The sequence below is a fragment of the Aestuariirhabdus sp. LZHN29 genome, assembly GCF_049985285.1.
Classification (GTDB): Bacteria; Pseudomonadota; Gammaproteobacteria; order Pseudomonadales; family Aestuariirhabdaceae; genus Aestuariirhabdus.
The window spans coordinates 264,504-277,235 of record NZ_JBNIEU010000004.1 but is presented as its reverse complement, the minus strand read 5'-3'; the positions used below and the strand labels follow the sequence as shown (position 1 = coordinate 277,235).

Annotated in this window: 10 protein-coding genes; all 10 read left to right on the top strand. The window is 53.0% G+C overall.

Annotated elements, in window-relative coordinates; genetic code table 11:
- The first annotated feature begins 342 nt into the window (after nt 1-342).
- Nucleotides 343-1,080, top strand: coding sequence for a flagellar basal body rod protein FlgF (locus tag ACP3PW_RS15355; protein WP_426417609.1), 738 nt, complete (start codon nt 343-345; stop codon nt 1,078-1,080).
- A 103-nt stretch (nt 1,081-1,183) separates the two neighbouring features.
- A complete protein-coding gene (gene flgG, locus ACP3PW_RS15350) occupies nt 1,184-1,969 on the top strand; it encodes a flagellar basal-body rod protein FlgG (RefSeq protein WP_426417608.1) in 786 nt (261 codons plus the stop codon).
- A 25-nt stretch (nt 1,970-1,994) separates the two neighbouring features.
- On the top strand, nt 1,995-2,669 hold the full coding sequence (gene flgH / locus ACP3PW_RS15345) for a flagellar basal body L-ring protein FlgH (protein ID WP_426417607.1): 675 nt from the start codon (nt 1,995-1,997) through the stop codon (nt 2,667-2,669).
- A 16-nt stretch (nt 2,670-2,685) separates the two neighbouring features.
- Entirely contained in the window at nt 2,686-3,792 is a 1,107-nt protein-coding gene (locus ACP3PW_RS15340) for a flagellar basal body P-ring protein FlgI (RefSeq protein WP_426417606.1), read from the top strand.
- Entirely contained in the window at nt 3,792-4,799 is a 1,008-nt protein-coding gene (gene flgJ / locus ACP3PW_RS15335) for a flagellar assembly peptidoglycan hydrolase FlgJ (RefSeq protein ID WP_426417605.1), read from the top strand. Before ACP3PW_RS15340 ends, flgJ begins: the two co-directional genes overlap by 1 nt.
- Before the next feature lie 113 nt (nt 4,800-4,912).
- Nucleotides 4,913-6,895 carry a flagellar hook-associated protein FlgK gene (gene flgK, locus ACP3PW_RS15330; RefSeq protein WP_426417604.1) on the top strand — a complete coding sequence of 661 codons (1,983 nt, stop codon included), beginning with the start codon at nt 4,913-4,915 and terminating at the stop codon, nt 6,893-6,895.
- 39 nt (nt 6,896-6,934) lie between these two features.
- The gene (flgL, locus tag ACP3PW_RS15325; RefSeq protein ID WP_426417603.1) at nt 6,935-8,206 is read left to right on the top strand and encodes a flagellar hook-associated protein FlgL; all 1,272 of its coding nucleotides are present in this window, start codon (nt 6,935-6,937) and stop codon (nt 8,204-8,206) included.
- Between the two features lie 223 nt (nt 8,207-8,429).
- Nucleotides 8,430-9,920, top strand: a complete 1,491-nt coding sequence (locus tag ACP3PW_RS15320; protein ID WP_426417602.1) for a flagellin — start codon at nt 8,430-8,432, stop codon at nt 9,918-9,920.
- An 811-nt stretch (nt 9,921-10,731) separates the two neighbouring features.
- Nucleotides 10,732-12,219 (top strand): flagellin, encoded by a 1,488-nt coding sequence (locus ACP3PW_RS15315; protein ID WP_426417601.1) that lies wholly within the window; start codon nt 10,732-10,734, stop codon nt 12,217-12,219.
- A gap of 84 nt (nt 12,220-12,303) precedes the next feature.
- A complete protein-coding gene (locus tag ACP3PW_RS15310; RefSeq protein WP_426417600.1) occupies nt 12,304-12,711 on the top strand; it encodes a flagellar protein FlaG in 408 nt (135 codons plus the stop codon).
- Nucleotides 12,712-12,732 lie beyond the last annotated feature (21 nt).

Sequence of the window (12,732 nt, the reverse complement as noted above, 5' to 3'; positions counted from 1 at the left end):
GGCCTGCTCCTGCTCTTTGATTGAAAGGCCCGGTGTCACCGGGCCTTTCACTGCCTTTGCTTTGGCTCTCCTTGTGGGCGGATAAACACTTCAATCCCCTTGCGCATCAGACTCCGGCGGTTGCGGCAACCCCCTATATCGTTGCGGTAAACCCTTGCCGCTTTGCCTGCTATCGAATAAATGCCTTCGTATTTTAAATGTTCTGAACAATTTTAAATGCTTAAAAAACAATTAGATATAAATTTATTTGGGTTGGTGTCTAAAACAGGCACAGCCCTTGCTCTATTGCCTGTAAGAGAACCGAGCAGCAAACGATTGCCGCTCCTTACAGGGTAACGCGAAATGGACAGAGCACTATTTATATCAATGAGCGGCGCCAAGCAGAACATGCTTGGGCAAGCCGTCCACGCCAATAACCTGGCTAACGTCAACACGACGGGGTTCAAGAGCGACTTCGAACAAGCGCGCTCGATGCCAGTATTTGGTGAAACTCATCCCACCCGCGCCTACGCGATGACCGAAAATCCAGGCACCAACTTTGCGTCCGGTACGGTCACCCCAACCGGTCGAGATCTGGATGTGGCCTTGCGCGGCGAGGGCTGGATAACCGCACAGAATCCGGAAGGTGAAACGGTATACACCCGTACCGGCAAGCTGAGAGTGGACCCCGACGGAGCTCTGCGTAATTCGGAAAACCTGACGATCATGGGTAACGCTGGCCCTATCGTCTTGCCGGAATTTACAAAGCTGGATATCGCCCCCGATGGAACCATTACGATTCAAGGGGCAGGGGAGACACCCGATGCATTGGCGGAAGTTGATCGCATTCTGATGGTAAATCCGGAAAAAGGGCGCATGGAGAAGGGCAGTGATGGCTTCTTCCGGGTGAGCGACGGAGAGAACGTGGTGCCCGATGCGGCCGTCACCATTGAGCCAGGGTTTCTTGAGGGCAGTAACGTGAACCCTGTCTCCGAGATGATCTCCATGTTGAGCCTGTCCAAGCAGTTCCAGGTGCAGGTCAAGATGATGAGTACGGCGGAAGAGAATCAGAAATCAGTGGAACGACTTTTGCAGAGCTAGTAAATGTCTGCACAACTGACGGACTTTTGACATAAACACCAGCAACGTGGTTTGCGGACAGAGGTAAAGCGGAAGCGGTCGCTTTCGCGGGGAGAAGAGAATTATGCAACCGGCACTATATGTAAGTAAAACGGGATTGAGCGCGCAGGATACCCAGCTCAACACGATCTCCAACAACCTGGCTAACGTCAGCACCATTGGATTCAAGAAGGATCGTGCAGAGTTTGAAGACCTGCTCTATCAGATTCAGCGCCAACCCGGTGGTCAGTCTTCCCAGGACACGACGCTGCCTACAGGCTTACAGTTGGGATCCGGGGTTCGAGTGGCGGGCACGCAGAAAATATTCACTGCAGGTAGTTTGCAAACCACCGACCAACCGCTGGATATGGCGATTAATGGCCGTGGTTTTTTCCAAATACTCACCCCCGACGGCACTATCGCCTATACCCGTAATGGCCAGTTTCATCTTAATGAGGATGGTGATGTGGTCAACGTCAATGGCCACCCAATAGAGCCGGGCATTACCGTGCCCGAGGACGCGCTATCTTTTACGGTAGGTGAAGATGGAACCGTGAGCGTGACTACGCCAGGCAATCCGGCACCGCAGGATCTCGGTCAGATCCAGGTGGTTGATTTTATCAACCCAGGTGGCCTGCAAGCCATTGGAAACAACCTGTTTTTGGAAACCGGATCCAGTGGTTCACCTCGTGAAGGGATTCCCGGAGAAGACGGATTAGGGCGTATTCAGCAGAGTACGTTGGAAAACTCCAACGTCAATGTGGTGGAGGAGCTAGTCAATATGATTACCACCCAACGCGCCTACGAGATGAACTCCAAAGTGATATCAACGGCAGACAGTATGCTGCAGTTTGTTACCCAAAATCTGTAATAGATTGAGTGAGGATGTGTCAGCTATGAAACTCAGGATCTTGACAATAATCGGGCTTTTTCTGTTGGGAGGATGTATGTCAACTCCCCCCAAGCCTAATGATCCCGTGTTTGCGCCGATCTATCCTGCGCAGCCTGTTGCAGCGGAATTTAATGGCGGATCTCTGTACCAGACCGGGTTTGGCGTGTCGCTTTATGATGACCGCAAAGCCTACAGAGTAGGGGACGTGATCACCGTAACGCTGGATGAATCAACCCAGGCGCAGAAGGATGCGGATACTGATTTTAGTAAGAACTCTACAGCAACCATTAGCGAGCCGACCGCGTTTGGAAAAACGTTTAAAGATATTTTTGGCGTCGACCTTGCGGCCAGCCTGGATGCAACGCGTTCAAGTGATGGTGAGGCTTCCAGCAGTCAGAGCAATAGCCTCAGTGGCAATATTACCGTGACGGTAGCGGAAGTTTTGCCCAATGGACTGTTAAAAATTCGTGGCGAGAAATGGTTAACCCTCAATCAGGGTGATGAATACGTCAGGATAACAGGGCTAGTACGACCCGATGACGTTGATACTGACAATACCGTGTCGTCACAAAGAGTGGCGGATGCGCGCATTAGCTACGCAGGTACAGGGAGTCTCGCTGATGCAAACAACGCGGGCTGGTTAGCAAAACTCTTTAATAGCCCGATGTTCCCGTTCTAGGGGTGGAGTTGTGATAATGAAACAGTTACAACATGGCGTAATGGCAATTTTGCTGGTTTTAGCAGCAGGAGTCGCCCATGCGGAACGCATCAAGGATATCGCTTATGTGTCCGGAGTGCGTAGTAACCATCTGGTTGGTTACGGGTTGGTGATGGGCCTCGATAGCAGTGGTGACAAAACCAGCCAAACGCCGTTTACCATCCAGACCTTCAAAAACATGTTGGCACAGTTTGGTATCAAAATGCCTCCTGGCAGTAACCCCAAGCTCAAAAATGTCGCCGCGGTCGCCGTTCATGCGGACTTACCGCCGTTTGCCAAGCCGGGTCAAACTATTGATGTCACGGTGTCTGCGCTGGGCAACGCTAAAAGCCTGCGCGGTGGCTCGCTATTGATGACCGAGCTTAAAGGGATCGATGGCAAGGTCTATGCGCTTGCACAGGGTAGCCTGGTGGTTGGTGGTCTTGGGGTAGCCGGTGCCGATGGCTCCAAGGTAACCGTCAATGTACCCACAGCGGGGCGAATTCCCAGTGGGGGCATCGTTGAGCGTAGTGTTCCATCCTCGTTTGCTATGACCAATCACCTGACACTGAATCTTAAGAGCTACGACTTCACGACAGCAAAGCGAATGAGCGAAGCGATCAATAAGTTGATGGGGCCAGGTATTGCAAAGGCTCTGGATGGTGGTTCGGTAAGGGTAGCGGCGCCTAGGGATCCGTCGCAGCGGGTGACCTATATGTCGGTGCTGGAAAACCTGCAAGTATTACCCGGCGAGTCTGCGGCTAAAGTGATTATTAACTCGCGTACAGGAACCATTGTCATTGGTAAGAATGTGAGGGTGTCTCCAGCAGCGGTAACCCACGGCAGCATGGTGGTCTCTATTACAGAGGAGGCCGAGGTCAGCCAGCCCAATGCATTTGGTGCAGGGGAAACCGTCGTAACCCAGCAGAGCACCATCGACGTGCAGCAGGAGAACAACAAGATGTTCCTGTTTCAGCCCGGGGTGACCCTTGCTGAAATCGTTCAGGCCGTGAACCAGGTAGGTGCTGCACCGGGAGATCTGATGGCCATACTGGAAGCTCTTAAGCAGGCGGGTGCCCTGCGTGCTGAGTTGGTGGTGATCTGATGAGCGGCTCTGATCTTTCTCTAACGCATCCCGGAGTTGGCGCTTCTGCCAGTGCGCAGGTTTACACCGATCTCAACAGTTTGCAGAACCTTAAGTACGCATCGGCGGAGGAGTCTCCGGAGGCGCTGAGAAAGGTTGCGCAACAGTTTGAATCGCTCTTTATCAGCATGATGCTCAAGAGTATGCGCGATGCTAACGCGGTATTCGAAGAGGACAACCCCTTCAGTAGCAGCGAAAGCAGAATGTATCGAGACATGCTCGATAGCCAGATGTCCGTCAGTCTTGCTGAAAGTGGCGGTATGGGATTGGCTGAAGTGTTGATGCGCCAGCTTGATAGGAGCAGTAATGGCAACGGGGGAGGCGCAGGCCGCGATCGTTTTATCCATCAACCTCAGAACCAGGCTGCCGACGCCCTGGCTCGGTCGATGATGGAAAAAGCGGGTATTAAGCAAGGAGCTGGCGCCGAGCAGGTGCCCGGTAGCGGAGCAAACAGTGTTAGCGACACCCGGTCAGTTGCGGCAAAAGCCGATGAGCGGATCGACTCCCCATTAGCCTTTATCCGCAAGATGATGCCCTATGCTCGGGAAGTTGCCAGTAAGTTGGGGGTTGAGCCTAAAATTCTTGTGGCCCAGTCTGCCCTGGAAACGGGTTGGGGGCAGAAGATGATTCAACGCGAAGATGGAAGTAACAGCTTTAATCTGTTTGGCATCAAGGCCGATAGCCGCTGGTCGGGCGACAGTGCTCGGGTTACCACGACCGAATACCGTCAGGGCGTTGCACTAAAGGAGCAGGCTGATTTCCGCTCCTATGATTCCTTTGCAAAGAGCTTCGATGATTACTTCGCCTTCTTGCAGCAGAACGAACGCTATCAGGTCGCACTGGACCATGGCGGGGATGCGGGACAGTTTTTGAACGGCTTGCAGCAGGCGGGCTACGCAACCGACCCCGCTTACGCCGATAAGATTTTGAATATTGCCAGCAATGAACTGTTTGACGACTGGCAATAGCAACAAGCGCAGCAGTTGCTGCCCGGAAAGATCGATCATAACGAATCGATCTAACAAAATACTCAATTTGGTCCCATAGGCGCCGATACAGAGTAGATGACGAGAAATTCGATATGGCTGATCTACTGAACATAGGATTAAGTGGCTTACGCGTTAGTCAGACTTCGCTGTCGGTAACGGGTCACAATATCGCCAATGTTAATACCAGTGGCTATTCGCGCCAGGAGGCCACTCAGGTCGCGACCACTCCGCTCTATGTCGGTGTCGGTTTTTTGGGCTCCGGTGCCGAAACTGACAGCATTCGCCGTATCACCAGCGATATTCTGGTGAGCCAACTGCGCGAAAATACCTTTGTAAACGCCGAGCAGGGAGCGTTTCGTGAGCAAATTGAGCAGCTGGATTCCCTATTGGCCAATACCACTACCGGATTAACCCCGGCTATTACCAATTTTTTCAAAGCGATACAAACTGGTGCAGAAGACCCCTCCAGCATCCCATCAAGGCAGCTAATACTTACGGAAGCCGGGGGAATTGCTAGCCGCTTTAATACGATAAATGACCGTCTTGACCAGCAAAATGATTTGGTGAACCAGCAAACCCGGACCGTCACCGACCAGATCAACCGGATTGCTCAATCGGTAGGGGATTATAACGACGCCATCGCCAAAGCCGAGGTAAACAACACCCCGGCTAATGATCTGCACGATGCCCGCGAAGAGGCGCTGCGCGACCTGGCTGAGTTGGTCGGTATTACGGTGACTCCGCAAGATGATAATACGGTCAACGTATTTGTTGGTACTGGCCAGCCGCTGATCGTTGGAGCACAGGTCAATACTTTGGGCGTAGTACCCAGTGCCAACGACCCCCTGCGCCAGGATATTGTGCTCTCCGACGGAACATCGACCCAGGCCATTACCAATTTGCTGACGGGCGGCGAACTAACCGGGCTATTGCGTTACCGGGATGAGGTGCTGGACCCGGCCTTTAATGAGATCGGGAGGCTGGCTATCGTATTTGCCGATACCATGAACCAGCAGCTGTCGGAAGGCCTGGACCTGTCGGATAATTTTGGGGCCAACCTGTTTCGGGATATTAACGATCCCGTTTTGATGCAGCAGAGGGTGTTTCCCAGCACCAACGCAGCGACCAGTTCTCTGGAGGTTGAAATCACCAATGCGGGACAGCTCACTCTTAGCGATTATCGTCTCGAGTTCAGTTCTCCTACCAACTACACTCTGACCCGGCTATCGGATGGGGTGCAAAATGCAGGTGTCATCCCCGTTGCTCCCTCTACGGCATCGGTGGTATCTCCCGATGGCTTTCAGATAAACCTAACCAACAATGGCTTTACTGCCGGTGAACGGTTTTACGTAACCCCAACCCGCGAAGGTGCCGAGCAGATAGAGCAGGTATTGCAACAGCCGGAAGAGTTGGCGTTTGCTGCACCCTTAAGAGGCGTTTCAGATCTCGCCAACCGAGGTAGTGGCGCGATCAGCCAGCCAGAGGTAGTGTCGCCCTTTAATTCGCCGGATGTTGTGAACAACCAGCCCTTCGATATTGTCTTTACCGATACCCAGAACTTCAGCTTCGTGGATAACAGCGGCAATGGATTGACCATCACTGCTGTGCCGAACCCCATTGTGCCGGGTCAAACCAACGCGGTTACCGTTGATGTGACTGACGGTGGGGGTAATACCTATCAGGTCACGATGGATATTACCGGGCGCCCTATGGCGGGTGACCGTTTTACCGTCGAGTTTAACCAGAATGGCAGCTCCGATAACCGCAATGCACTGAAGCTGGTCGAGCTGGAAAATCAGCCGACAACACTTTCCGGTGCCGGCGTAAACTATGCCGACGCCTATGGTGAGCTGGTAGAGAAGGTAGGTACACGCACGGCCCAATCTCGCGTGGACTCTCAGGCAGCGACGACCATACTGACCCAGTCGCAGAATGCACGGGATAGCCTCTCCGGGGTTAATATGGACGAAGAGGCCGCCAACCTGATCCGCTTTGAAAATGCCTATAATGCGTCAGCGCAGGTGATTTCAGTAGCCCGATCTCTTTTTGATACCCTCATTAATACCTTTCGCTAGGCTTTATTAATGAGCGAAATACTAAGCAGGTAACAGGCGATGCGCATCTCATCAATTCAGACGTTTAACAGTGGCGTCAGCGGCATACAGAATAACTACAATGACGTGACCCGAACCCAGGAGCAGGTTTCGTCGGGCAAGCGCTTGCTGACGCCGGCCGATGATCCTGTAGCCTCGACACGACTGCTGCAGCTTGCACAGGAGCGGGGGCGGCTGGATGAGTATCTCGCCAACCTGGATGCAGCCGAAGGTAGCTTACAAACCGAAGAGTCAATTCTGACCGGTGTGGAGAATATCATCTTCCGCTTGCAAGAGATTGCTATTCAGGCTGGTGATGGTGCCCAGGATTCCTCAGACAAGCAGGCACTAGCTGTTGAGGTGGAGGAGCGGCTCGACGAGATGCTGGATCTGCTGAATTCCCGCAACTCGCGTGGCGAATATATTTTTGGTGGGAACCAGGGAAAGCAGCCCCCTTTCAGCTTCGATTCTGTCAACAACACTTACGTTTACAGTGGTGATGAAGGTCAGAGAGAGGTGCAAATAGCCGGCTCCTCCTTCCTGCCGATCAATGATAACGGTAAGCAGCTTTTTGTCGATATCCCTAACGAAACCCGGGTACTAACTGCCGCAGGTGTGCCGAACTCAGGCAATGCGGTGATCAACAATGGTGACCTATTGGATAGTGCGCAGTTCGATGCCTATTTTGATACCCTGGTAGGACAGCCACAGCAGGCTTCGTTGAGCTTTACCCCTAATGCGGGTGTGGCATCGGGGTACGACGTATCTCTTATCGACGCTAACAATCCTGCCCCGGGTGTGGCCATACCTGCTGGCGATGTGGTTATCAATGGAGACGGCAATCTTGAGGTAACCGTTGCCGCTATGGGGCAAAAGTTTGCCGTTGCCGGCACGCCGGCGGCAGGTGATCAGTTTGATATTAACCGTCAGGAGAGGGTTGGACTGCTCGATAGTGTAGCGGGTCTGGCGCAAACTTTGCGCACCACCCAAGCTACACCAACGGGTGGTTGGGAAACGATTTTTCGGGTTGGTACTAATATTTCAAATATCAATAATGGTCACACGACATTACTTGAGACTCGGTCTGAAATTGGCTCACGTTTGAATGTAATCGAATCCACGCGCAGCAATCACGAAGATGTAAAGCTTATAAATCAGTCTTTGCAGTCCGATCTTGAGGATCTGGACTACGCTGAAGCACTGTCGCGACTTTCGTTCCAGAGCATTATTCTGGAAGCCGCCCAGCAGAGTTTCGTTAAGATCAGCGGTCTCTCCCTGTTCAACAGACTTTAGATCGTCCCCCAATCTAAAAAACATTGCCCCGGCATTCAGTTGGCTGTCCAGTCAGTGGTTTTCTGCGTTCTGAAAGCGGCAAAATCAAGTTGGCATAGAATATGCTCAATTACTCTTGAAGGCGAAGATACGCCAAAAAAAAGCAAGTAATCGTGCAGCTGACAGCCATCGGGCATGCTGCTAACGGGGCCTTCAGGGTGCCGGATTGAGAGGAGAAAGGATCATGGCTTTAACCGTACAAACTAACGTGGCTTCGCTGAACACCCAGCGTAACCTCAATAACTCTTCCGGTGCCCTGGACACTTCTATGCAACGGTTGTCCACCGGCTATCGAATTAACAGTGCGAAAGATGATGCAGCTGGTTTGCAGATCTCCAATAGATTGACGTCGCAGATTAACGGTCTGCATGTTGCTGTACGTAATGCAAATGATGGAATATCACTTTCGCAAACCGCTGAAGGGGCGTTGCAGCAGTCAACGGATATTTTGCAGCGGATGCGAGACCTATCGCTGCAATCTGCAAATGGTAGTAATGGTGCTACCGAGCGCCAGGCTTTGAATTCTGAAGTGTCCCAACTACAGCAGGAGCTCAACCGCGTTGCCGATACAACCACCTTTGGTGGCTTGAAACTGCTGGACGGCTCCTATGGTACCAAGCAGTTTCAGGTAGGTGCCAACGCCAATGAAACCATCGGTGTTGCGATTAACTCTGCGCGAGCTACCGATATCGGTGCTAACCGACACGATGTCACCTATGCAGCGGCAGGTGAGTATGGCTTGGTTCTTCCGGCCAATGCTGCGGCAGTGCCCAACAATACGACCGGTGGTGATCTCACGCTGACCGGTAGCAATGGATCCGCTATTGTTACTATCGGCGCGGCGACCTCCGCCGCTGACTACGCCGCATCCATTAATTCAGAGACAGGCACAACAGGTGTGTCGGCAGATGGGCGGACTGCTGTTCGCCTTGAAAATTTGTCAGCCGCAGGCGGTTTTACGTTGACTATTAATGGGCAAGCGGTTGCCGCTATTATCTCCTCCCCCAACGATTTGCGAGATTTGGCGACAGCCATCAATGCACAGTCAGGCACTACGGGGGTGGCGGCGACGTTAACCAATAACAATGCCAGCATAGAGTTAGTCAATGAAGAGGGCGATGATATCGTTATTGGCGACTTTATTGAGTCGACCAATAATGGGGCCACCCTGGATGTTCAGGGGCTCGACTACTCCGGAAGTGATACTGCCCAGCCGGTGGTTCAGCTGACTGAAACCGCCGCTGGAAACACCCGCGCTATTGGTAACGTACGATTTGAGTCCAGTGCGGCATTTCAGCTGAGTGGAAGTGTCAGTACGCTACTGGATGGCGCCACCACGGCTGCCACCTCTACCCTGACCTCAGTCGACACGATTGATATCACCACTCAACAGGGTGCCCAGGATGCTATTGGTGTACTGGACGCGGCGATTGCGGGTATTGATGCCAATCGGGCGGACCTTGGTGCGGTTCAGAACCGTTTCGAGTTCACCATCGCTAACCTGCAGAACATCTCTGAAAACTCGGCCGCTGCTCGTAGTCGTATCAAGGATACAGACTACGCCGCGGAAACCTCGGAGTTGGCCAAGAACCAGGTGCTACAGCAGGCGGGCACCTCCATCCTGGCGCAGGCGAATCAGTTACCACAAGCCGTACTATCGTTGCTTGGACAGTAGCCTAGCGGACCTTAAGAGCGCTCTCAGCGGGATTGGGTAGTGGTGTTTTGACAATGCCTGATCCCGCGTAACCGCTTCTTCATAGGAGCGTTGGAGCGTTTGCTGCGTGCGCGCTCCCAGCGCGATTCGATATTGGTGTTTTGGCAGTGCCTGATCCTGCGTAGTCGCGCTGCGGGTGTGCATGCACTTGGCTTGCGCTCCCCAATGCTCTGGTTCCCTTTCTTAAAGTAATGCCCCTGAGGCGGTAGCAGTGATCATGCCGCACGTATCTGTTGGGGGGCTAAGTACCCGCTGCTGCCCGATCATCTGCACCGACCATGTATAGTGCAAGAGGGGGCAGGCCGTGGTGGCCTGGCAAAGCGCGCGATCGTCCCTCTCTTGATCCGGTGCCTGCACACCTGCGGCGAATAGCTTTAGCAAAATGGATTTAATGATCGTGCCTTTCCTCGTAAGGAGGGCCTCCTTGTGCTGCGCGTTATATCCTTGCCAATCTCCTCGGAGGGGATAGTCGAATGCCTTGGCGATTACCCCATTGGGACGCCATTCGGTTGTAGTGGTTTTTGCCGGTTGCAGCGTCCCAAGGGCGTTGGAGTATCGGCGTTTTGGCGTGGCCTAAGGCGGAGTAGGCTCCTGCTGTAGCTATAACTCTATGAAATACAATGAAAAAGAAATTGCATTAAAAAAATCATACTTTTTATTAAAGTCATCCAATAGGGCGCCGATACAGAGGGTGTATGTAGTAATAAACCCTTGCCACATGGCAAGTTGTTAACCGGGCCGTCCAGGCACGGGATAAACAGGAGATAACATCATGGCTTTAACAGTACAAACCAATGTGGCCTCGCTGAATACTCAGCGTAACCTCAACCAGTCTTCCAGTGCCCTGGACACCTCTATGCAGCGGTTGTCTACGGGTTTCCAGATTAACAGCGCGAAAGACGATGCAGCAGGTCTGCAGATCTCCAACCGCTTGACCTCCCAGATTAATGGTCTGAACGTGGCGGTACGTAACGCCAACGACGGTATCTCTCTGTCTCAGACCGCTGAAGGCGCATTGTCTCAGTCCACTGATATCCTTCAACGTATGCGTGATCTGGCCCTCCAGTCTGCCAACGGCAGTAATGGCGCGACAGAGCGCCAGGCGCTGAACTCAGAAGTGTCCCAGTTGCAGTCCGAATTGAACCGGATCGCCGATACCACCAGCTTCGGTGGTCTGAAGTTGCTTGATGGCTCTTTCGGTACCAAGCAGTTTCAAGTGGGCGCCAACGCCAACGAAACCATTGGTGTTGCTATCAACTCCGCTCGTGCGACTGATATCGGTGCTAACCGCCATGACATTAGCTATGCCGCCGCCGGTGAGTATGGTGAAGTTCTTGCTGCGAACGCGGCAGCAGTTGCGAACAACACTACCGGTGGTACATTGACCATAACCGGTACCAATGGATCTTCGGCTGCGACCATTGCTGCTGCAGGCTCTGCTGCTGATTATGCCTCTGCGGTCAACGCGGAAACCGGAACCACTGGCGTTTCTGCCGATGCCCGTACGGGTGCTCGTTTGGAGAACTTGAGTGCGGCCGGTAGCTTTACCTTTACCCTTAATGGGCAGGCGGTTGCGGCAATTATCTCTTCCGCGACTGACTTGCGAGACATGGCAACGGCCATTAACGCCCAGTCAGGCACCACAGGTATTGCAGCGACTCTGGTGAATAACAATGCCGGAATTGAGCTGATCAGTGAGGCTGGTGAGGATATTGTAATCACCGATTTCGCCGATAGTGCGGCCACAGGTACGACTATTGATGTCCAGGGTCTGGCCTATTCTGGTACTGACACAGCCCAGGCAGCGGTTACGTTGACCGATGAGGGTGCCGACTCTACACGTGCGATTGGTAATGTGCGCTTTGAGTCCAGCGCCTCTTTCCAGCTGACCGCTAGTGTTAATACCCTACTCGATGGTGTCGCCACAGCAGCTACCTCTACCCTAACCTCCGTTGATACCATTGACATTAGTACCCAGCAGGGTGCTCAGGATGCCATTGGTGTACTGGATGCGGCGATTGCGGGTATCGATGCTAACCGGGCGGATCTCGGTGCGGTTCAGAACCGTTTCGAATTCACTATCTCCAACTTGCAGAATATATCCGAGAACTCCTCAGCAGCTCGTAGCCGGATCAGAGATACCGACTACGCGGCCGAGACCTCAGAGCTGGCCAAGAACCAGGTGCTGCAGCAGGCAGGTACTTCCATTCTGGCACAGGCTAACCAGTTGCCACAGGCTGTTCTGTCACTGTTGGGTTAATAGGGCGCTTTGCGCTAGACTGGACGGGAAGAGGGTTATTCTCCTCTTCCTCGTCCGCTTAAATACGGTGCAAAGAGGTGAGTTATGAATATTGATAACACACTGAGCGTAACCCGAATCGCCACTGAAGCGAGGTCGGAAAGCGCCGCCAAGCAGGCTTCGGTGACCGAGCCTTCTGTTCAGGCAGCTCAAGCCGCCGAGTCGATGCAGAAGATTCAAGCGCGGAAAACCGACGAGGCTCAGGCTGAGCAGCAAGCTCAGGAGTCCAGCCGAGTGCAGGTGGACGAGGCGGTATCCAACCTTAATGATTTTGTCCAGAATATTCGTCGTGACTTGAGCTTCAAGGTTGACGAAGAAGCCGGCCAGGTTGTTGTTCAGGTGACCGACTATCAAACTGGTAAAATGATCCGCCAGATCCCCTCCGAAGAGGCGTTGGAGTTGGCAGAGAGGCTCTCCGAAGCTCGTAGTTTGTTGTTTGAAGCCAAAGCCTGAGTTTATTCGGGCTTTGGTCTT